At 55.3% G+C, this 21,736-nt stretch carries 19 protein-coding genes, 1 other RNA gene, 1 pseudogene and 1 other annotated feature; of the genes and pseudogenes, 1 reads left to right on the top strand and 20 read right to left on the bottom strand.

All coding sequences use genetic code 11. The annotated features are described in order from the left end of the window. Nucleotides 1-9: 9 nt before the first annotated feature. The 8 genes and pseudogenes from ETC02_RS04625 to ETC02_RS18345 all read right to left on the bottom strand — a co-directional run. A complete protein-coding gene (locus tag ETC02_RS04625; protein ID WP_080729660.1) occupies nt 10-672 on the bottom strand; it encodes a tetratricopeptide repeat protein in 663 nt (220 codons plus the stop codon). A 75-nt stretch (nt 673-747) separates the two neighbouring features. Then, nucleotides 748-1,863, bottom strand: a complete 1,116-nt coding sequence (gene mnmA, locus ETC02_RS04620; RefSeq protein ID WP_050367588.1) for a tRNA 2-thiouridine(34) synthase MnmA — start codon at nt 1,861-1,863, stop codon at nt 748-750. 14 nt (nt 1,864-1,877) lie between these two features. After that, nucleotides 1,878-3,020, bottom strand: a complete 1,143-nt coding sequence (locus tag ETC02_RS04615; RefSeq protein ID WP_044743327.1) for a cysteine desulfurase family protein — start codon at nt 3,018-3,020, stop codon at nt 1,878-1,880. Nucleotides 3,021-3,042: 22 nt separating this feature from the next. Then, on the bottom strand, nt 3,043-3,459 hold the full coding sequence (cymR, locus tag ETC02_RS04610; RefSeq protein WP_011232042.1) for a cysteine metabolism transcriptional regulator CymR: 417 nt from the start codon (nt 3,457-3,459) through the stop codon (nt 3,043-3,045). A 10-nt stretch (nt 3,460-3,469) separates the two neighbouring features. Then, complete coding sequence (locus ETC02_RS04605) at nt 3,470-4,060, bottom strand: YczE/YyaS/YitT family protein (protein WP_235607782.1); 591 nt, start codon at nt 4,058-4,060, stop codon at nt 3,470-3,472. Between the two features lie 127 nt (nt 4,061-4,187). Further along, on the bottom strand, nt 4,188-5,483 hold the full coding sequence (locus tag ETC02_RS04600) for a replication-associated recombination protein A (protein WP_050367589.1): 1,296 nt from the start codon (nt 5,481-5,483) through the stop codon (nt 4,188-4,190). 107 nt (nt 5,484-5,590) lie between these two features. After that, nucleotides 5,591-6,451: a TetR/AcrR family transcriptional regulator gene (locus tag ETC02_RS04595; protein ID WP_050367590.1), complete on the bottom strand. Its 861-nt coding sequence runs from the start codon at nt 6,449-6,451 to the stop codon at nt 5,591-5,593. A 168-nt stretch (nt 6,452-6,619) separates the two neighbouring features. Then, a pseudogene (locus tag ETC02_RS18345) lies at nt 6,620-6,842 on the bottom strand (efflux RND transporter permease subunit); the annotation flags it as partial. 181 nt (nt 6,843-7,023) lie between these two features. On the opposite strand from ETC02_RS18345, the gene ETC02_RS04585 reads away from it, so the two are divergent. Then, on the top strand, nt 7,024-7,674 hold the full coding sequence (locus tag ETC02_RS04585; RefSeq protein WP_050367592.1) for an RsfA family transcriptional regulator: 651 nt from the start codon (nt 7,024-7,026) through the stop codon (nt 7,672-7,674). A gap of 50 nt (nt 7,675-7,724) precedes the next feature. On the opposite strand, the gene ETC02_RS04580 is transcribed toward ETC02_RS04585, so the two are convergent. From ETC02_RS04580 to ETC02_RS04525, 12 genes are all read right to left on the bottom strand, one after another. Next, nucleotides 7,725-8,486 (bottom strand): tRNA threonylcarbamoyladenosine dehydratase, encoded by a 762-nt coding sequence (locus ETC02_RS04580; protein ID WP_050367593.1) that lies wholly within the window; start codon nt 8,484-8,486, stop codon nt 7,725-7,727. A gap of 151 nt (nt 8,487-8,637) precedes the next feature. Continuing rightward, nucleotides 8,638-8,824: non-coding RNA, 6S RNA (ssrS, locus tag ETC02_RS04575), on the bottom strand. Between the two features lie 76 nt (nt 8,825-8,900). After that, nucleotides 8,901-10,673 (bottom strand): aspartate--tRNA ligase, encoded by a 1,773-nt coding sequence (gene aspS / locus ETC02_RS04570; RefSeq protein WP_050367594.1) that lies wholly within the window; start codon nt 10,671-10,673, stop codon nt 8,901-8,903. Between the two features lie 4 nt (nt 10,674-10,677). Continuing rightward, nucleotides 10,678-11,958, bottom strand: coding sequence for a histidine--tRNA ligase (gene hisS / locus ETC02_RS04565; protein WP_050367595.1), 1,281 nt, complete (start codon nt 11,956-11,958; stop codon nt 10,678-10,680). A 45-nt stretch (nt 11,959-12,003) separates the two neighbouring features. Then, nucleotides 12,004-12,235: a binding site (T-box leader), on the bottom strand. A 201-nt stretch (nt 12,236-12,436) separates the two neighbouring features. After that, nucleotides 12,437-13,966 carry an alkyl hydroperoxide reductase subunit F gene (ahpF, locus tag ETC02_RS04560; RefSeq protein WP_050367596.1) on the bottom strand — a complete coding sequence of 510 codons (1,530 nt, stop codon included), beginning with the start codon at nt 13,964-13,966 and terminating at the stop codon, nt 12,437-12,439. A gap of 13 nt (nt 13,967-13,979) precedes the next feature. After that, nucleotides 13,980-14,543 carry an alkyl hydroperoxide reductase subunit C gene (ahpC, locus tag ETC02_RS04555; RefSeq protein ID WP_013144645.1) on the bottom strand — a complete coding sequence of 188 codons (564 nt, stop codon included), beginning with the start codon at nt 14,541-14,543 and terminating at the stop codon, nt 13,980-13,982. A gap of 233 nt (nt 14,544-14,776) precedes the next feature. Then, on the bottom strand, nt 14,777-14,950 hold the full coding sequence (locus tag ETC02_RS04550; RefSeq protein ID WP_015375481.1) for a hypothetical protein: 174 nt from the start codon (nt 14,948-14,950) through the stop codon (nt 14,777-14,779). An 80-nt stretch (nt 14,951-15,030) separates the two neighbouring features. After that, nucleotides 15,031-15,489, bottom strand: coding sequence for a D-aminoacyl-tRNA deacylase (gene dtd / locus ETC02_RS04545; RefSeq protein ID WP_171698090.1), 459 nt, complete (start codon nt 15,487-15,489; stop codon nt 15,031-15,033). A 22-nt stretch (nt 15,490-15,511) separates the two neighbouring features. Further along, the gene (locus ETC02_RS04540) at nt 15,512-17,710 is read right to left on the bottom strand and encodes a RelA/SpoT family protein (RefSeq protein ID WP_050367598.1); all 2,199 of its coding nucleotides are present in this window, start codon (nt 17,708-17,710) and stop codon (nt 15,512-15,514) included. Nucleotides 17,711-17,858: 148 nt separating this feature from the next. After that, nucleotides 17,859-18,371: an adenine phosphoribosyltransferase gene (locus ETC02_RS04535; protein ID WP_033014788.1), complete on the bottom strand. Its 513-nt coding sequence runs from the start codon at nt 18,369-18,371 to the stop codon at nt 17,859-17,861. Then, nucleotides 18,362-20,728: a single-stranded-DNA-specific exonuclease RecJ gene (gene recJ / locus ETC02_RS04530; RefSeq protein ID WP_171698094.1), complete on the bottom strand. Its 2,367-nt coding sequence runs from the start codon at nt 20,726-20,728 to the stop codon at nt 18,362-18,364. The genes ETC02_RS04535 and recJ overlap by 10 nt, the downstream gene beginning before the upstream one ends. A 57-nt stretch (nt 20,729-20,785) precedes the next feature. Continuing rightward, nucleotides 20,786-21,694 carry a cation diffusion facilitator family transporter gene (locus ETC02_RS04525; RefSeq protein ID WP_171698089.1) on the bottom strand — a complete coding sequence of 303 codons (909 nt, stop codon included), beginning with the start codon at nt 21,692-21,694 and terminating at the stop codon, nt 20,786-20,788. Nucleotides 21,695-21,736: the final 42 nt, after the last annotated feature.

Raw genomic sequence — 21,736 nt, 5'->3', positions numbered from 1 at the left:
CCCGCCTTTTTACGGCGCAAGCCGCTTTTCCATCAGTTTTTTCCCGTACCCGGCGAGCAGATGATCCGGCTTGGCGTCCAGCGCGGCCGCAAACCAATCGCGGGCGGCTGCCCAGTCGTCTTGATACGCATAAATGACGCCTAAATTGTAATACGCATCAGCGTGGCCCGGCTGGAGCGCAATCGTTTTTTCAAAATACCGTTTCGCCTCTTCCACATATTCGAGGTGGGCAAGGCAAAGACCAAGTTGAAAGAGCGCTTCAGCATCCGTTTCATTCAGTTCGGCCGCCCGTTGCAAATACGGCAGCGCCAGGCGCGGCATCTCCAGCCGCAACAGCGACATGCCGAGCATAAAATGTGTATCCGCATCATTCAGCCCGAGCTGAAGTGCCCGCTCAAACATGTCTTTCGCCTGGGCGAACTGCTCGCGTTTGTAATGCACTGTGCCGATGCCGTAATACGCGGCCGCCGCCCGCTCATCGAGCGCCAGCGCCTGTCGGAAGCAGTCGAGCGCTTTCTCTTCCTCGCCGGCCGCAGCCAAAACGGTGCCGATGTTAATGTAGCCGGCCGGGTCTTCGGGCTGTTCCTGGACCGCTTTTGAAAAGCAACGGAGCGCCTCTTCATGCTCCCCGGCGCGCATATGCAAAAGCCCTTGTTCGTTCCAATTGGCCACCGCTCATCCCCCATTTCCTGCCGTTCGTTTCGCCTGCATGTCTGATCCGCGCTGCAGCGGCGCACAAAACAGAGATCAGCCGACATACCAAAGCTTTTCGCCGTTGCGGAACACTTCATCGATGATGCCGCCGCCAAGACACTCCTCGCCGTTGTAGAACACAACCGCCTGCCCCGGCGTCACCGCCCGCGCCGGCTCATCGAACACGACTTCGGCTTTGCCGTCTGGAAGCGGTCGAACTTCGACGCCGACATCCGGCTGGCGATAGCGGAATTTCGCCGTACAGCGGAACGGCGCTTCCGGTTTGCGGTCAGACACCCAGTTGACATCGATCGCTTTTAATGATGTGGAGTACAAATAATCGTTTTCAAACCCTTGGGCGACATACAACACGTTTTCGCGCACATCCTTGCCGACGACAAACCACGGCTCGCCGCCGCCGCCGATGCCAAGGCCGTGGCGCTGGCCGATCGTGTAATACATGACGCCGTCATGCCGCCCTTTCACTTCGCCATCGAGCGTTTTCATCACTCCCGGCTGAGCCGGCAAATAATGGCTCAAAAATTCTTTGAAATCGCGTTCGCCGATAAAGCAAATGCCCGTGCTGTCTTTTTTTCCAGCGGTGGCGAGTCCAGCCTCTTTGGCGATCCGGCGCACGTCCGCTTTCTGCAAATGGCCGATCGGAAACATCACTTTCGACAGCTGAGCTTGGCCGAGCTGGTTTAAAAAGTACGTTTGGTCTTTGTTCGGGTCGGCTCCACGCAGCATTTTATACTCGCCATCGCGAAATTCGACGCGGGCGTAATGGCCGGTCGCCACGTAGTCGGCGCCGATCGACATGGCGTGGTCCAAAAACGCCTTGAATTTGATCTCTTTGTTGCACATCACGTCCGGGTTCGGGGTGCGACCGGCTTTGTATTCCTCCAAAAAGTACGTAAATACTTTATCCCAATATTGCTTTTCAAAGTTGACCGCATAGTACGGAATGCCGATTTGATTGCAGACGCGCACGACATCTTCATAATCTTTGGTCGCCGTGCAAACGCCGTTTTCATCGGTGTCGTCCCAGTTTTTCATGAAAATGCCGATCACATCGTACCCTTGTTCTTTCAGCAACAAAGCAGCAACCGACGAGTCGACCCCGCCTGACATGCCGACGACGACGCGCGTTTCGTGCGGGGCTTTGTTCATGATGCTTCGCCTCCTTACCGATTGGTCAGCCGCTTGACGATGTTGACCGTTTCTTCCGCGGCTTGCTCAATTTGTTCCTTTGTATTGCCGAGCCCAAAGCTGAAGCGGACGGACGAGCGAATGCGCTCCGATTCTTTTCCGCACATGGCCACGAGCACATGCGACGGATCGATCGACCCGGCCGTGCATGCTGAGCCGCTTGAGGCGGCAATGCCCGCCAAATCGAGATTGACAAGCAGCGATTCCACGTTCGTTCCCGGGAAGGCGACATTTAAAATGTGCGGCAAGCCGTCCGGACTGCCGTTGACCACATAGTCGATGCCCGAAGAGCGGAAAATATCGATCATCGCTTCACGCCAAGCCGCATATTGCTTGCGTTTGTCGCCCCTCGTCCGCTCGGCGATCTCCGCCGCCTGCGCCAAACCGATAATGCCCGGCACATTTTCCGTTCCGGCGCGCCGCTTCCGCTCTTGCTCCCCGCCGAAAAGGAGCGGAGCGATTTTCACCGTTTCGCGCACATAAAGCGCCCCAATTCCTTTTGGACCGTTAATTTTATGGCTTGAGAGCGACAGCAAATCAATCCCGTACTCATTGACATCGATCGGAATGAGGCCGTATGCTTGGACGGCATCGGTATGGAAATAAGCCGGATGGTCGCGCAAAAGCGCGCCAATTTCGCGGATCGGCTGAATCGTGCCCACTTCATTGTTGGCGAACATGACCGATACGACAATCGTCTCGTCGCGCAGCGCGGCTTTCACGTCATCCGCCGAGACCATCCCTTGTTCATTGACCGGCAAATACGTCACCTCAAACCCTTGCGTCTCTAAATATTCACAGGCGCGCAGCACGGCGTGGTGCTCAATGGCAGTCGTAATAATATGACGGCCGCGGCTGCGGTTGGCCATCGCCGTCCCGATGAGCGCGAAGTTGTCGGCTTCCGTTCCCCCGCTTGTGAACACGATTTCCGTCTCTTTCGCCCCGATCGAGCGGGCGATGACAGCCCGCGCCTCATCAACGCCCCGGCGGCTTTGCCGGCCAAAGTAATGGATGCTAGACGGGTTGCCGAACTGTTCGGTCATCCAATGGACCATGCCGGCTGCCACTTCCGGGTGAACGGGAGAGGTGGCGGCATGATCCAAGTAAATCCGTTGCACCGGTCATTCCCCTTTCTGTTGCTTAAATATAAAACATATATGCCCCTTCGTCTCCATCGCTATACTTCGCCAAATCTTCAAGCGTCGTGCTGTCAAGCACTTCCTCGACCGCATCGCGGATGCGAATCCATAGCTCGCGCTTCGCCGGCTCCTCCTCTTCCAGCTCCTCAACCGGGGTCAACGGTCCTTCCAGCACGCGCAAAATGTCGCCGGCGGTAATTTTCGCCGGATGCTCGGCAAGCACATAGCCGCCATACGCCCCGCGGATGCTTTTGACAAGCCCGGCGTTGCGCAGCGGCGTCACAAGCTGCTCGAGGTAATGTTCTGATAAATTGTTGGCTTTGGCAATCGAACGAAGCGAAATCGGACGGTCGCCGTACTTTTTGGCCAGCTCGATCATAATCGTCAACCCGTATCGGCCTTTCGTCGAAATTTTCATCATATCCCCCCTAACGGCCTAAACTTTGCGCCCGGACGGCGGCCGGCCTCAGAAGGCGCTCTATCGCCCTCCGGCATTGCGGCAGCGCCAAACCGGTTACCGAACCGATCATCACACAAAAAAGGAGCGTGCCAAGCGACACCGGGCCGCCGAGCAGCCAACCGGCCAACAGCACGAGCGCTTCCATCCCAATGCGAATATGCGCCACTTTCCACCCGGTCAGCTCAGTTAACGCGAGCATCAAACTGTCGCGCGGGCCGGCGCCGACCCCGGCGGAAATATATATCCCCATCCCATAGCCGGAAACGGCGATGCCTGCGAGCAGCATCGCATATCGCTCAAGCGGCGACACCGGCGTTTGCAGCTGCGGAATCATCATTAACAAATCGATCAGTACGCCGACGGTCACCATATTCAAAAAAGCACCGAGCTGAGGAAGCCGTTTCATCAGCAACGACGATGCCGCGAGCACCGCCACCCCGACAATGATCGACCATAGACCAATCGTTAGGCCAAACTGCCGGTGCAAGCCGATATGAAGCACATCCCACGGCGCACAGCCGACACCCGCCTTGATCGTCAAGACGATGCCAAACGACATGACAAGCAAACCGGCAAAATAAATGCCCCAGCGCAGCCATGAGATATATTTATAAGCCAATGCACAGTAGGCCCCCTTCGCCGTAAGAAAATCGCCTGTGCTATTATACCATAAACGCGCCGCCGGTTCACGGTTCAACATCGTGCTGCCGTTTCAACTGCTCAAGCCGCCGGTACACCTTGGCGTAATGTTTTTCCTCGCCATGCTCTTTCGGTTCATAATAGCGGACGCCTTCCAGAGCGGAGGGCAAATACGCTTGCGCCACCCAGCCGTTCGGATAATCGTGCGGATACAAGTAGCCTTGTCCACGCCCGAGTGCAGCCGCCCCTTTGTAATGAGCGTCTTTTAAATGATCCGGAATATCGCCAAGCTTGCCGGAACGGACATCGGCAATGGCAGCGTCCAGCGCCTTGTAAGCACTGTTGGATTTCGGGCTTAAACAGAGTTCAATCGTCACAACCGCGAGCGGAATGCGCGCTTCCGGCAGTCCGAGGCGTTCCGCCGCTTCGACCGCTGCCTGTACTTTCACTCCCATCATCGGATTGGCAAGTCCGATGTCCTCATAAGCCATCACAAGCAATCTCCGGCAAACGGACGCCAAGTCTCCGCCTTCAAGCAGACGGGCCAAATAATGAAGCGCGGCATCGGCATCGCTGCCGCGCACGCTTTTTTGAAACGCGGACAACAACGAATAATAATGATCGCCATATTTGTCATGGGTAAAACCGCGGTTTGCGGTGCATGAAGCCACGATATCCTCATCAATATACAAGCGGCCGTGGCGCTCATCGGCAGCCGCAACCGCCGCCTCCAGAAGCGAAAGCGCGACGCGCGCATCCCCACCGGCTGCCTCGGCGATGCGCCATAACAACGACTCGTTAATGACAACTGGCGGCTCGCCGACCCCTCGTTCCGGATCAGCGAGCGCCCGCTTCAGAATGATCATGAGGTCATCCGGCTTGAGCGGTTTCAGTTGTTGGATTTGCCCGCAGCGGCTGCGAATGGCGGGATTGACCTCGTGAAACGGGTTTTCCGTTGTGGCGCCAATCAAGGTCACGAGCCCGGATTCGAGATGCGGCAACAAAACGTCTTGCTGCGCTTTATTCAGCCGATGGATTTCGTCGATAAACAACACGACGTTCCCTGACCAGCGCGCCGCTTCGACTGCCTCTTCGATTTCCTTTTTGCCGGCGGCCGTCGCATTGATAGCGACCCATTCGCGCCTGGCGGTGCGGGCAATGGCGTAAGCGAGCGACGTCTTCCCTGTCCCCGGCTCTCCGTAAAGCAAAAGCGATGGAACATGACCTTTTTTGACCATTTTATAAAGCGGCGTACTAGGGCCAATGATGTGCTGTTGCCCAACGATCTCATCGATCGTCCGCGGCCGCATCCGCCAAGCAAGCGGCTCCGTCGTTTTGGGCATGCCGACCCCCTCCTTGAGATTGATGACGCTATGTTCACAGACATCCTCCGATGCCGCCTATTCATTTTCGGCGAATGGGGCGTCTCCCCGTGGGAAAATCGGTGGTTTTAATAAAAATAGCGTTCAATGGCCTCCTTCAACTCATTGTACAGCGGAAGCGAGTATTTCGCCAAATAGAGCAGAAGCGCCTCCACCATAAACCGCCTAGCTGTCTCCCCTTTCTCGAGTTCTTCCTTCAATAAGCGCAGCGAGCGAAGAATATCGTCTTCAACCGGACGCAGCGCCGCCATGCGCTCTAAACAGCTGATGGCCCGTTCTTTCCATTGACTCCGCTCTTGGGTCGCCGCAGCAATGTAATCCGCCATCACCGTTTCATCGAGCAATCCCGTCTTGCCGTCAAGCAGGCTGGCAACGATGGCATCAAGCCGATCGAGCAAGAAGGGGGCAAGCTTCTCAGGAAGCAGCGGCTTTCGGTCTACCGCCAAGTAAATCAGATATTCTTTCAGCATTCCGTTGAGCATCGTCGCGCAATCAAACGAAACTGGACGCACTTGTTCGCCGTATATGTCTTCAATCGCCCGGCGATACCAGTGGAGCGTATGGGCGCGGATGCGAAACACCAGATGCTGCACCTCATGGCTCACCTTCACAGCTTGTTCGCCCAACTGCATTTGCACCAGCTCTTTATGTTCGTCAAACAGCTGGATTTGTACAGTCAACTGACGGCAAAACCGCTCGCGCGCGGTTAAGGCGGGATCAGTCTCGATTTGTTTAAGCTGGCGAAACAAAACTTCATAATGGTAGCGGAAAATCGATACAGCCAACTCTTCTTTTGATTTGAAATAATTGTAAATCGAACCTTTGGCTACTCCGCTCCGCTCGGCTATTTCCTGCATGGAGGCAGCGTGATAACCTTTTTCGGCGAATAATTTCATCGCCGTTTCAATGATGTCCTCTTTCCGTCCCAATGTTTTCTCCTTCCTTACTCCTTCTTGTGACATCGGATGGGATCTTCAAATCATTTACATGTTTCGAAATATCATTCGTTACTTTCTGAATGTTGTCGCCGACAATCTGGGCGGATACGCGGGCAAACACTTTTCCGTCCAGCTTTTGAATGGACGTATACACGTCCGCCTCTTTCAGTTTTTCCTCGAGCTTGGCCGTGACCTCCTCATTCACGTCTTGCGGAGAAGCCCCAGGATAGACCACTTCAATCGACAACTGGGGAAATTCAATGTTCGGCAGCAAATCGACCTTCAAGGAGGAGAAGGAATACAGTCCTAGAAACATGAGCAAAAACGAACATACAAACACAGCTGCCGCATTTTTCAAACTGAACCTGGTCAAAAACGTCATCATGCCACCTTTCATCCTACGATTTTGACCAATCAGTCTAATTGTTTTGAACTGACCGGTCATACAAAACTATTTCTATGATACATGAAAATGGGAAAAATGAAAAGGGCGAAGTTTAAAGTGGAAATCAAACGGAAAAACTATGACCATATCAACATTACCATTTGATGGGGTGGACAACATGAAAACAAGACAGGATGCTTGGTCACATGAAGAAGATGTACTGTTGGCTGAAACGGTGCTGCAATATATACGCGAAGGAAAAACGCAACTTGCCGCTTTTGAAGTCGTTGGGAGACAACTGCACCGCACAGCGGCGGCATGCGGGTTCCGCTGGAACGCCGAGGTGCGGAAACGGCACCTTGAAGCCATTGAACAGGCAAAAAAACAGCGAAAAGAACGGAAACGGGCATTGGAAATGATGAAAAAATGGCAAAAGGAGGCGGCCGCCGTATCGTTCGGCGCCCCTGACGATCCGAAGCTTGCCGAGGGATCGTCCCCGTTTCTCCCGGCTGCCCCGTTGACGCTTGACGAGTGCATTTCCTTTTTGCAAAGGCTGCGGAACGACGTTGAGCAGCTGGAAGCCGCCCGCCGGGAAAACGAGCGACTGAAACGGGAACGGGCGGAGTGGCAGGCTCGCAATGAACAGTTGGCCAAAAAGGCCGAACGCTTGGAAGTGCGCCAGACGACGGTGCACGAAGATTACGAGGCGCTCGTCAAAATTATGGCCCGCGCCCGTCAGCTTGCCTCCGAAGAAGGCGACCGCTTTTCCCTCGCCCAGCTTCTTCTCTCCGAAACGGGCGGACAAGTCGAACCGATGGCCCATTCATAACAAAACAAGAGGCAATGGCATGCATCGCCCCTTGTCTGCCCATCGTTTCCTCATTCGCCGACGCGGGCGATGGGGATGTCTTTTAACAATTCATTGATGACGTAAGACGCCATAATAAGCCCGGCAACCGACGGAACAAACGCGTTCGATGATGGCGGCATTTTCGCTTTGCGGATCGGCGAAGCATCGTTGCCGACGACTTGGCGAACGTCTTCGCGGATTTTCACCGGCTTCTCATCGGAAAAGACGACCGGAATGCCGCGGCGAATCCCTTCTTTGCGCAGCTTGGCGCGGATGACTTTCGCAATCGGATCGGTGTGCGTTTTTGAAATGTCGACAATGCGAAAGCGGGTCGGATCCATTTTGTTCGCCGCACCCATGCTGGAAATGATCGGAATGCCGCGCTTGAGGCATTGTTTCATCAAATGCACTTTGTACACAATCGTGTCGGACGCATCGATGACAAAATCCAGATCATAGGCGAAAAATTGCTCATACGTCTCTTCCGTATAAAACATTTGCAAAGCGATCACCTCGCACGCCGGGTTGATGTCGGCGATGCGCTCTTTCATGAGCTCCACTTTCGGACGCCCAATGGTCGAGAGCAACGCATGGATTTGCCGGTTGATGTTGGTGATATCGACGTTATCGCGATCAACAAGCACCAACCGGCCAATGCCGGAGCGGGCGAGCGCCTCGACGGCGAACGACCCCACGCCGCCGACGCCAAGGACGGCGACGGTGGCGTTTTTTAAGCGTTCCAACCCTTCAGGGCCAATCGCGAGCTCATTGCGGGAAAATTGGTGCAGCATCGTTCTCCTCTCCGTTTGCTTCAAAATTGATGTTTATGCCGCTTTTTATCCTACCATCAAGACAGCAAAAGAGGCAACGGCATTTTGCTGGCAAAACAAAACCCCTATGCGGCCATCCGCATAGGGGAAATGCTGTTGATTCCTTAATGTCGCCAGTCCCAATCGTGCCGTCGATGCCTTCGTTTTGAACCCGCTCTCCCATAGGTGGGTGCCCTGTTCCAAGGTTTGCGCTTCCCCTGTGACGAAGGGGCGTGCACGCCGCTTGGAAACCCCGGGCTCCCGGATCATCTACTGTTCGGTCAAAACGATGGGTGACTCGACGAACACATTAGGACGGTGTGTTGCTTTGATTGTATCATATTTTTTCGCGTTTGTGAACCTCTGCCGCCAATGTTTCTCCTTCCAACGGCGCCATTATTCCTCACGAGGAAGCACAACGGCCAAATGCAGCTCCTCGAGCTGCTTGTCGCTGACCGGCCCCGGCGCTTCCGTCAATAAGCAGCTCGCACTCGCCGTTTTCGGGAAGGCGATCGTATCGCGCAAGTTCGTGCGCCCAGCGAGCAACATCACCAGCCGGTCAAGGCCAAGCGCAATGCCGCCGTGCGGCGGAGTGCCGTATTCAAACGCCTCAAGCAAGAATCCGAACTGGCGGCGCGCTTCTTCTTCGCTGAACCCTAAGGCGCGGAACATTTTTTCTTGCACGTCGCGCTCGAAAATGCGGAGCGAACCGCCGCCGAGCTCGTACCCGTTTAACACTAAATCGTACGCCTGTGCGCGAACGGCGCTTGGGTTTGTCTCCAACAGCGGAATGTCGTCGCGCACCGGCATCGTAAACGGATGGTGGGCGGCGTAATAGCGCCCTTCTTCTTCGTCATACTCCAAAAGCGGCCAATCCGTCACCCACAAAAACGCGAGCTTCGCTTCGTCGATCAAGCCGAGCTCTTTGCCAAGCTTCAGCCGGAGCGCCCCAAGCGCCGTTGCGACGATCGCTTTTTCGTCGGCGACAAACAAAAGCAAATCTCCGTCTTCGACAGCAAGCGCTCGACGCAGCGCCGCCTGTTCCTCATCGGTGAAAAACTTGGCGATCGGCCCTTTCAGCTCATCTCCTTCCGCTTTCAGCCAGGCGAGCCCTTTCGCCCCGTAGCGGGCCGCAAATTCGCCTAACGCGTCGATGTCTTTGCGTGAATAGCGGCTTGCAGCGCCTTTCGCGTTGATCGCCTTCACTTGCCCGCCTTCCTTGACCGTGCGGGCGAACACTTGAAATGCTGAATTACGGACGATTTCCGATACGTCGACGAGCTCGAGGCCAAAGCGTATATCCGGCTTGTCCGAGCCGTAGCGGCTCATCGCCTCGTCATACGTGATGCGCGGAAACGGGCGCGGGATGTCGATCCCTTTTGCTGCTTTCACGACGGCAGCCATCATCCGTTCGGTTAAATCCATAATATCCTTTTGTTCGATAAACGACATTTCGATGTCGATTTGCGTAAATTCCGGCTGGCGGTCAGCGCGCAAATCCTCGTCACGGAAGCAACGGGCGATTTGGTAGTACCGTTCCACGCCGCCGACCATGAGCAGCTGCTTAAAAATTTGCGGCGACTGCGGCAAGGCGTAAAATTCGCCCGGATGGACGCGGCTTGGCACCAAATAGTCACGCGCCCCTTCCGGCGTGCTTTTCGTCAACATCGGCGTTTCAATTTCCAAAAAGCGTTCGCTATCCAAAAAGTCGCGCACCGTCTTTGTGATTTTGTGGCGAAGCGCCAGTGTTTGAAACATGACTGGGCGGCGCAAATCCAAATACCGATATTTTAAGCGCACGTCTTCCGCCGCATCCGTGTCATCGGAAATCGAAAACGGCGGCGTTTTTGCCTCGTTGATGATCTCGATTCGTTCCGCTTGAATTTCAATGCGGCCGGTCGCGATGTTCGGATTGACCGTCTCGGGCGCGCGGGCGACGACCGTTCCTTCGACGCTTAAAACGTATTCGCTCCGCACGCGTTCCGCTGCCGCCAGCGCCTCGGCCGAGACATCGGGGCTGGCGACAACTTGGACGATGCCCGTTCGGTCGCGCAAGTCAATGAAAATGAGGCCGCCTAAGTCGCGGCGCTTTTGCACCCAGCCTTTGAGCACGACGCGCTCGCCGACGGCCGTTTCCGGCACTTCTCCGCAATGATATGTGCGTTCCATTCGCTCACTCCTCCTTCCCGATCCGTTCATGCAAAAAGTGCGCCAACTCGCCGAGCGGTACATTCGTTTGCTCGCCGCTCGCCATATGCTTTACCGCCGCTTCCTGTCTCTCGAGTTCTTCATCGCCGATAATGGCGACAAACGATGCCCCAAGCCGGTCGGCGGCCTTCAGCTGCGCCTTCAATTTTCGACCCAAATAATCTTGATCGACCCTCAATCCGGAGCGGCGCAATGCATAAACGAGGCGGACCGCCTCGTCTTTCGCCCGCTCACCGACAGCGACGACATAGCAGTCAAGCCCACTCTCCACCGGCAATTCCACTCCTTCGGCGTCAAGGGCGGCCAACAGCCGCTCGATGCTCAAGGCAAAGCCGATGCCCGGCGTCTCCGGACCGCCGATTTCTTGGACAAGCCCGTTGTAACGCCCGCCGCCGCACAGCGTCGCCGCCGCGCCAAATCCTTCCGCTTCGCTCATAATTTCAAACGTCGTGTGGTTGTAATAGTCAAGCCCGCGCACGAGCCGCGCATCGATGACAAACGGGATGCCGAGCGCTGTCAAGTATTGTTTCACTTTCTCAAAATAGGCACGCGATTCGTCATTTAAATAGTCTAAAATCGACGGCGCCGTCGCCATCAGCTCATGATCGCGGTCTTTTTTGCAGTCGAGAATGCGGAGCGGATTCGTATGAAGCCTCGTCTGGCAGTCCGGGCACAGCTCGTGGATGCGGTTTGAAAAATGGCGAACAAGCGCCTCTCGGTGCGCCCGGCGGCTGTCAAGGTCGCCCAAGCTGTTCATGACAAGCCGGATCCGTTTTAAGCCAAGCGCTTCGTAAATATGCATCGCTAGCGCCATCACCTCGGCGTCAATCGCCGGATCGCTGCTGCCGAGCGCCTCGACGCCGAACTGGACGAACTGGCGGAACCGTCCCGCTTCCGGACGCTCGTAGCGAAACATCGGCCCGCTGTAATACAATTTCAGCGGCTGGTTCGGACTGCCGTACAGCTTATGCTCGACAAACGCTCTGACAACCGGCGCCGTTCCTTCCGGGCGGAGCGTCAGCGCGCGCCCCCCTTTGTCTTCGAACGTGTACATTTCTTTTTGCACAATGTCCGTTGTATCCCCCACGCCGCGCAAAAAAAGCTCCGTATGTTCAAAAATCGGCGTCCGGATTTCCTGATACCCATACCGGCTGCAGAGGCTGCGGGCAATGTGCTCGACATATTGCCATTTTTCCGAGTCACCCGGCAGCACATCTTGTGTCCCTCTTGGAATTTGAAAAGCCATGCTCATCCTCCTTTGCCCAAAATAAAACGCCCTTGTCCCCATGATCATAGGGACGAGAGCGTCATTCCCGCGGTGCCACCCTAATTGAAGCCGATCCGGCTTCCGCTTGTCGCCATTAACGCATGGCACACGTTCCCCTTTACTGGCGCAAAGCGCGTTCAAAGGGAAACCTACGGAGTGTCTTTCGTTAAACCATCATGGAGAAGCGCTCGCAGCCTTGGGCGCTTCCTCTCTGGCCATGTGGACCTTAACTACTTTTCTCCATCATCGGTTGTTCCGTATGAGAAAGATGTAATTTTATATTACGGACAATCTCGCCCGTTTGTCAAGTTGTCCTAGCAGCTGTGATCCATGGTTGTTCGCAAAGAGAAAAACCTTGATGTCTCATCGCATTTTTCTCCTTGTTGTAAAAAAAGAGAGACGATTCATTGAACCGCCCCTTCATGGGATCGAAGAGGCGGTCCACCTTCGGCTCTCTTTAATGGCGAATCAAGTAATCAAACGCACTTAACGCCGCGGTTGCACCCGAGCCCATCGAGATAATGATTTGCTTATAGGCGCTGTCCGTGCAGTCGCCCGCGGCAAAGACGCCTTCAATGTTCGTCGCGCCGCGTTTATCGACAATAATTTCACCGAAGCGATTCCGTTCCACCGTTCCTCCCAACCATTCGGTGTTCGGAACAAGGCCGATTTGCACGAACACACCTTGCAATTCGATATGATGTTCTTCTCCTGTTTCCCGGTCAATGTACGTCAAGCCGTTGACTTTGTCCGTGCCGGTGATTTCCGTCGTTTGCGCGTTTTTTATCACCGTTACGTTCGGCAGGCTGTACAACCGGTTTTGCAGCACAGCATCCGCCTTGAGTTCAGGGGCGAACTCCAGCAGCGTCACATGGCTGGCGATGCCAGCGAGGTCAATCGCCGCTTCGACTCCAGAGTTCCCGCCGCCGATGACCGCCACGTGCTTCCCTTCGAACAGCGGGCCGTCGCAGTGCGGGCAATAGGCGACCCCTTTGTTTTTGAACTCTTCCTCGCCCGGCACGCCAAGGTTGCGCCAACGGGCGCCCGTTGCGATGACAACGGTTTTGCTTTTCAACACAGCGCCGTTTTCCAGCTCGACTTCAATCAAGTCTTTTTTCTCGAGCCGTTTTGCCCGCTGCGAGCTCATGATGTCGACGTTGTATTGCTTTACATGTTCTTCAATGCTGGCCGCAAGCTTCGGTCCTTCCGTATATTTGACGCTGATAAAGTTTTCAATGCCGAGCGTATCTAAAATTTGTCCGCCGAAGCGCTCCGCGACAATGCCAGTGCGAATGCCTTTGCGCGCTGCGTAAATGGCTGCTGTCGCACCTGCAGGGCCGCCGCCGATCACCAGCACATCAAACGGCTCTTTGTTGGCGAAGGAAGAAGCGTCCGGAGCACTCCCTAATTTGGCGAGGATATCTTCAAGCGACATGCGGCCGCTCGCGAACAGTTTGCCGTTTAAAAACACCGTCGGTACGGCCATAATCCCTTTTTGCTCCGCTTCTTCTTTAAACGCCGCCCCGTCGATCATCGTATGCGAAATATCTGGGTTCAACACGCTCATAATGTTGAGCGCTTGCACGACGTCCGGGCAGTTGTGGCAGGTCAGGCTGACGTACGTTTCAAAATGATGTTTGCCTCTGATTTGTTGAATGCGGTCCACGACGTCTTGGCTGACTTTCGGCGGCCGCCCGCTCACTTGAAGCAGCGCCAAAACGAGGGACGTAAATTCATGGCCGAGCGGCACGCCGGCGAAGGTGATGCCGGTGTTTTCGCCGACCCGGTTGACGCTGAAGCTTGGCGTTCGTTCCAGCTTCGCTTTTTCCACTTTGATTTTCGGCGACATCGCCGTTAATTCATCGATTAAAGCAAGCATATCGCGGGAAACGTTGTCGTCTCCCGCGCTTACCGTCAAGACAATATCATTTTCAAGCAATTGCAAATACTGAGCTAGTTGTGCCTTGATATCAGCATCCAACAGCATCTCCTAAGCCCCCTTAAATTTTGCCGACAAGGTCAAGGCTCGGCTTCAGCGTTTCCGCTCCTTCTTTCCATTTCGCCGGGCAGACTTCACCCGGATGGTTGCGCACGTATTGGGCCGCTTTAATTTTATCAATCAGCGTGCTGGCGTTGCGGCCGATGCCGTCCGCATTGATTTCCACCGCTTGAATGACGCCGTCTGGGTCAATGATGAACGTGCCGCGTTGCGCCAATCCTTGTTCTTCATCGAGCACATCAAACATGCGCGACAGTTGATGCGAAGGATCGCCGATCATCACGTATTCGATTTTGCCGATAGCTGGCGATGTATCGTGCCATGCTTTATGAGTAAAGTGAGTGTCGGTCGAAACCGAGTACACTTCTACGCCAAGTTCTTTGAACGTCGCGTAGTGGTCTTGCAAATCTTCGAGCTCCGTCGGGCAGACGAACGTAAAGTCCGCTGGATAGAAGCAAACGATGCTCCATTTTCCCATGAAGTCTTGCTCTGTCACTTCAATGAATTCGCCGTTGTGATACGCTTGGGCACGGAATGGTTGCACTTTTTTCCCTACGAGTGACATTCTTCATCTACCTCCTGTGACTGTTAGTTTATAATAATTTTAAACCAATACTTATTATCATATAGGGGCATGTGTTTGTCAATACATATGCAATGGATTTTTTCCTCTACCGATCCGGATCAGTGTTGAGCGGATGCGCAGCGCTCATTCGCAGCTGTTTCGTCTGAACGGCTACACCGCCTCGGCCCACGAAACATCCACACGCCGCGTGCGCTCCTTCCAACTCGCCATGTTTACGGACGGGGCTGCTGTTTTTTCAACATTTGTACGTCTTTCGGCGCCACACCGAATTCGGATGCCAACTCAAACGCTCTATATTGGGCCTCGAGCCGCACCCATTCGTGAAAGTCGGCGGACAACACATCGTCCGCCCGATGCGCCTGCTCGCCTCTTTTGGTTTGCCGCATCGCGCTCCTCCTTTCTTATTGCCGCACTTGTTTTCATCTTTCCCATTTTTCGCCGAAAATAAAAAAGAAACCGGGAAACTTTATCGGTTTCCCGGTTTCTCGCTGCTGTCGATGATCAAGGTGACCGGCCCGTCGTTTGTGAGCGATACGCCCATCATCGCACCGAATACGCCGGTTTCTACATGAACGCCTCTTTCGCGCAAAGCGGCGTTGAACGCTTCATACAGCGGCAAGGCATGGTCGGGCTTTGCCGCCGCCATAAAGTTTGGGCGCCGGCCTTTTCGGCAGTCGCCGTAAAGGGTGAACTGCGACACGGACAACACTGCCCCGCCGACCTCAAGCAGCGAGCGGTTCATTTTCCCCTGTTCGTCTTCAAAAATGCGCAAATGGGCGATTTTCTCTGCCAAATAGGCGGCGTCGGCTTCCGTGTCGTCGTGCGTGACGCCAAGAAGCACCACAAGCCCGGCGGCGATCGCCCCGACGACCTCGCCGTCGACGGTGACTTCTGCCTGCTTTGCCCGCTGAATGACCGCTCTCATCGTCTTCCTCCTTTCGCCGCCTCTAATTGTTCATGAGGCGCTGAACCGAATAAATGTCGGGAATTTGCTTAATGCGTTCCACCACTTTTTGCAAATGGCTGATATTATGAATGGCGATCGTCATATGGATCGTCGCAATTTTATGGCGATGATCCGAGCGGCCGGAGACGGCGGAAATATCGGTGCGCGTTTCGTTCACCGCCTGCAGCACTTCATTGAGCAAGCCGCGGCGGTCAAACCCGGTGATTTCAATGTCGACGTTATACTCGCGCTCGCCGCCTGTGCCGCTTTCCCATTCGACCGCAATGAGCCGGTCGGCCGCTTCTTCGGTCTTGACGTTCGGGCAGTCGGCGCGGTGGACGGAAATGCCGCGGCCGCGGGTAATAAAGCCGATGATTTCATCCCCCGGCACCGGGTTGCAGCAACGCGACAGACGGATGAGCAAGTTGTCCATTCCTTGGACGCGGATGCCGCAGTCGCGCTTTTTTCCAGCCGGCAGCTTCGCTTCAAAAACGGCTTCGGCCAGCTTCCGCTCCTGCTCTTCCAAATCGCGCTGCTTCCGCCATTTTTCCGTCAACCGATGGGCGATTTGCGCCGCTGTGATGCCATGATAGCCGACTGCCGCATACATATCGTCTTCATTCGAAAAATTAAATTTTTCCGCAACGCGCTTGACGTTGTCCGCCGTCATCACTTCTTTCGGTTCAAAACCGAGGCTGCGCACTTCTTTTTCGACCATTTCTTTTCCTTTTTCGATATTTTCTTCACGCCGCTGTTTTTTGAAAAACTGTCGGATTTTGTTGCGCGCCTGCGACGTCTTGGCGAGCTTCAGCCAGTCCTGGCTTGGACCGTACGAATGTTTCGACGTCAAAATTTCCACGATGTCGCCCGTCTGAAGCTTATAGTCAAGCGGCACTATTTTGCCGTTCACTTTGGCGCCGATCGTTTTATTGCCGATTTCCGAATGGATGCGATAGGCGAAATCGATCGGCACCGACCCGGCTGGCAGCTCGATGACGTCGCCCTTTGGCGTGAAAACGAACACCATATCGGAAAACAAGTCCATCTTGAGCGATTCCATGAACTCTTCGGCATTGCTCGCGTCGTTTTGCCACTCCAAAATTTCCCGAAACCAAGACAGCTTTTCTTCAAATGAATTAGGTTTGATTGTCTTTCCTTCTTTGTACGCCCAATGAGCGGCAATTCCGAACTCGGCGATTTGATGCATTTCGAATGTGCGGATTTGCACCTCGAGCGGCTCGCCCTTGGGGCCGATCACCGTCGTGTGGAGCGACTGGTACATGTTCGGCTTCGGCATGGCGATGTAGTCTTTGAAGCGCCCTGGCATCGGCTTCCAGCATGTATGGATGATGCCGAGCACCGCGTAGCAGTCTTTAATGCTGTTGACAATGATGCGGACGGCAAGCAAATCGTAAATTTCATTAAACTGTTTGTTTTGCATTACCATTTTTCGGTAAATGCTGTAAATATGTTTCGGACGCCCGGAAATTTCGCAAGGAATATGCACTTCGTTGAGCCGTTCGCGCACTTCTTGAATGACTTCCTCCAAATATTGCTCGCGCTCAGCCCGCTTTTTCTTCATCAAATTGACGATGCGGTAATATTGCTGCGGGTTTAAATAGCGAAGCGCCGTATCCTCAAGCTCCCATTTGATTTTCGAAATGCCGAGCCGATGCGCGAGCGGAGCGAAAATTTCGAGCGTCTCATTGGCAATGCGCCGCTGTTTTTCGGCCGGCAAATGTTTCAATGTCCGCATATTGTGCAGCCGGTCGGCGAGCTTGATCAAAATGACCCGGATATCTTGCGCCATGGCCAAAAACATTTTCCGGTGGTTTTCCGCCTGCTGTTCTTCCTGCGATTTATATTTAATTTTCCCAAGCTTCGTCACCCCGTCGACAAGCATCGCCACTTCCGCGCCGAACTCGCGCTCAAGGTCTTCTTTTGTCGCCTCAGTGTCTTCGATGACATCATGCAAAAACCCGGCGGCGATCGTTGTCGCGTCCATCTTTAAGTCCACCAAAATGCCCGCGACTTGAATCGGGTGGATGATGTATGGTTCGCCCGATTTCCGAAATTGGTCGCGGTGGGCGTGCTTGGCAAACTCATACGCCTTTTTCAAAAAGGCGACATCCTGCTCCGACAAATAGCAGCTCGCTCGTTCAAACACTTGCTCCGCTGTCAGCACTTGTTCATTGGCCATAGGGTTGAATCACCTTTTTAATCGATTAAAATTGAAGCTGCAAAGCACAGAGGTCCGTTGCGTTCATACGGTTAATAAGAAAGAGCACTCATGTGTGAGTGCCCCTTTTTTCTTTATTGTATCCGAAGATGCGAACAATGTCGACTGTTTAAAACTGCATCAGCGTCAAAATGTCGTAGCCTTCCAATTTTTTGCGGCCGCCAAGCTCGGTGAGCTCAATCAAAAACGCCAATCCGGCCACCACTCCGCCGAGCTGTTCCACCAAATCGATCGTCGCCCGCATCGTCCCACCCGTCGCGAGCAAATCGTCGGTGATCAACACACGTTGCCCTGGCTTAATGGCATCTTTATGCATCGTCAAGACATCTGTTCCATATTCCAGGCCATACTCCACACGGACGACTTCGCGCGGCAGCTTCCCTTCCTTGCGCACCGGCGCAAACCCGACGCCAAGCGCGTAGGCGACTGGGCATCCGATGATAAAGCCGCGCGCTTCCGGACCAACGACGATATCGATTTGTTTTTCGCGCGCATATTGAACAATTTGGTCGATCGCGTATTTGTACGCCAGACCGTTGTCCATCAGCGTTGTAATATCTTTAAACATGATGCCCGGCTTCGGGAAATCGGGCACAATCGTAATGTATTGTTTTAAGTCCATGATACGTTTGCCTCCTCGTGCGTTTGCGAACGTGTCATTTCCGCCAAACAGCGGTTAAGCTGCTCATAAGTAGAATATAATAACTGTTGCTCCACCTCAAGCTCGTCCCGCCAGCGGCGGTACGTCGGCGATTCGTGCAAATCGCGCTTCGCCGGCGCGCGGACGAGCGAAATGACGCCGTTTTGCTCCGTAATAAACTCCAACTCCAAAAACACTTTCGCCATAAAATGAACGGTCTCTTCCGTCCAACCGCGGGCGCGCGCCAATTGCCCGCCCCGCTCGGCAAGCGGGAACGAACGGTATTTGTGCAACAGCGCATAAAACCATTTAAAATGATCGCGCGTCGGGAACGTACGGAAAAATCGGGCTTCCGGCTGGGCGAACAGCGCATAAATGCGCGCCGGCTCCTTGCCCCCAAGCAAGGCGGCAAGCCGCCCGAGCGTCGGCGGCAAATCAAGCAGCACAACGTAACGGCCGCTAATCTCCAGCGCACCCGCCTCTTCGTCCGTCAGCACGCAGCGAAGTTCCCCGCGAAACGAGGCTAAATCAGGGCGCGCGCCCGTTCCTTGGCGAAACATGACAAGCAGCCGCTTTTCTTTTGGCAACCGCTCAAGAAAGGGACGGACGTCGCGGCAGCCGCGGATGTCAAACAGCTGGCAGTGGCTGACCGCCAGATCACACAGCGACAGCTGCGCCTTCGCCAGCCCGTTCCATTCATTCACGGAAAGCTCCCCGACTGCCGAAACGCGCGCCCCCGGGGCGATTTCCTCACACAGCGGTCCGAGGCCAAAACCAATGGCGTCGACTGAGGCGCCCTCCTGCGCAAACACCGCCTTCATATGGGCGCCGTTCGCTCCGACGCGCCGCATCGTTTCAACGGACGCCCCTTCAATGAGAACAAGCGGCCGCGGATTGCCGACGCCAAACGGAGCGAGCCGTTCGAGCCCGCGGGCGGCGTCGAGCGTCAGCTCAGCGACCGAACAAGAGGCGTCAATAAACGTCAGCGGCGTCAAGTCGTCATCGGACAGCGTTTCCGCGGCGATGGCGTTCAGCCGCCGCCGCAATGGTTCTACATCGTCAAGCGCCAACGTCATTCCTGCGGCCATCGGATGGCCGCCGAAATGCGGCAACAGGTCGCGGCACCGCGACAAACTGGCGAACAAGTCGAACCCGTGGATGCTGCGTGCCGACCCTTTGGCGATCCCTTTTTCCCGGTCAACCGCCAACACCACCGCCGGACGGTAAAACTGCTCGACGAGCTTGGAGGCGACAATGCCGACGACCCCGGCATTCCACCCTTCGCCGGCGACAACAAGCACGCGGTGTTCTTCAGGGGGAAACTGACGGCGCACCATCTCGGCTGCCTCGTCCGCAATTTGCGCCACCAACTGCTGGCGTTCGCGGTTTAACTCGTCCATCTCCGCCGCCAGTTGCGCCGCTTCGTCCTCATCGTCCGTCATTAAGAGCGCCACCGCCGGGTCGGCGCCGCCGAGGCGCCCCGCCGCGTTCAAGCGCGGAGCGATGACAAATCCGACCGTCTGTTCGTTGATGGCCGCCGCATCAATGCGGCATTGCCGCCAAAGGGCGCGCAGACCGGCGCGCTTCGTTTCTCGCAGCGCTTCAAGTCCTTGGGCGGCGAGAATCCGGTTTTCCCCAACGAGCGGCACTAAATCGGCAATCGTTCCAATCGCCACCAAATCAAGCAAATGGCGCGGCACCCGCCCAAGCAAGGCATGGGCTACCTTAAACGCAACGCCGACGCCGGCTAAATCGCGAAACGGATATGTACTTCCCGGCTGCTTCGGATGAATGATCGCATGCGCCTCCGGCAACACCGGACCTGGCTCGTGGTGATCCGTTACGATGACATCCATCCCCCACTCGTTGGCGGCCGCAATTTCCTTGACCGCCGCAATCCCATTGTCGACGGTCACAATGACGGAAACGCCGCGCTCTTTTGCGGAGCGAAACGCCGCCATGTTCGGCCCGTATCCTTCCGTAAATCGGTTCGGAATGTAGAACTCGACCGACGCTCCCGCCTCCTTGAGAGCACTCACCATCACCGACGTGCTGCAAACGCCATCGGCATCGTAATCGCCGTATACCAACACGCGTTCACCCGCGTCGATCGCCCGCTTTAGACGCTGAATCGCGCGCTCCATCCCGTCAAGCAAAAACGGATCATGAAACGATTGCTCAAGCGGATTGAGAAACGACGCCGCCTCCGAGACCGTCCGCACCCCGCGGCGGACGAGAAGCCTCGCCAATAAGGGCGTGACGCCGGCTTCCTCAGCCAGCCGCCTCACCGCCTGCTCATCGAGGCGCTCCACCTCCCAACGCGTTTTCGCTTTCAACATGTCTCCCACCTCAACTCTCCTTATTATACAAAAAGGAGAAAAGGGCAGGCAACGACATTACGGTTTTTTTTCCGGGTTGTACGGGTTGATGTGAACCATGACATTGCGGACGCGCGGCAGCGTCAGCAGTTTTTCTTTCACTTTCTTTCCGATCCGGTGCCCCTCTTCGACCGTCAAGCGCGGATCGACGGCGATTTTCAAATCGACGATGACGTAATGGCCGTGCTCTCGTGCATGCAGCTCATTGATTTGCCGCACATCGGGAATGGACAAGACCGCCTCGCGCAAATAGCCGGTTTCTTCCTCGTGCAGCACGTGGTCAATCGCCGTATGGATCGAATGGCGTCCAAGCTCCCATGCCATTTTCAACACAAGAATCGCCACGAACAGCCCGGCAAGCGGATCAGCGTACACAAGCCAGCCGATCCCCCATTTTCCGCCGAGAATGGCGGCGCCGACGCCGGCGAGCGCGGCGAGTGAAGAGAAAACGTCGGAGCGGTGCTCGTAAGCGTTGACGATTAATGCATCGCTTTGCAGTTTTTTTCCGAGCCGGTATTTGTAGCGGAACATCGCTTCTTTGACAACGATCGACAACAACAGAACATAAATGGCCGCGACCCCCGGCGGAGACAGCGGGGCAAAAAAGGATTCAAGCGCGGAACGCCCGATCTCGAGCCCGACGAGAAACAGAAGAACCGCCACAATAATGGCGGCGATGGATTCCGCCTTTCCGTGCCCGTACGGATGGTCTTCATCCGGCGGGCACGCCGCGGCGCGCAGCCCGACCCAAACAGCAAACGAGCCGGCGACATCGGACGCCGAATGAGCGGCGTCAGCAATTAACGCCTGGCTTTGGCTCCATATGCCGACGGCCGCCTTGACGACAGCGAGCGCCATGTTGCCGGCGATGCCGACGACCGCTGCTGTTTTCGCCTGCTTGAATCGCTGTTCGTGTTCCATGGCCATCTCCCCCACCTTTGCATTCAGCAGCCTCACACGCTGCCTATG

Origin of the sequence: Geobacillus sp. DSP4a, assembly GCF_013096875.1 — a bacterium.
Classification (GTDB): Bacteria; Bacillota; Bacilli; order Bacillales; family Anoxybacillaceae; genus Geobacillus; species Geobacillus thermophilus.
This window is presented reverse-complemented; position numbering and strand designations above follow the sequence as displayed.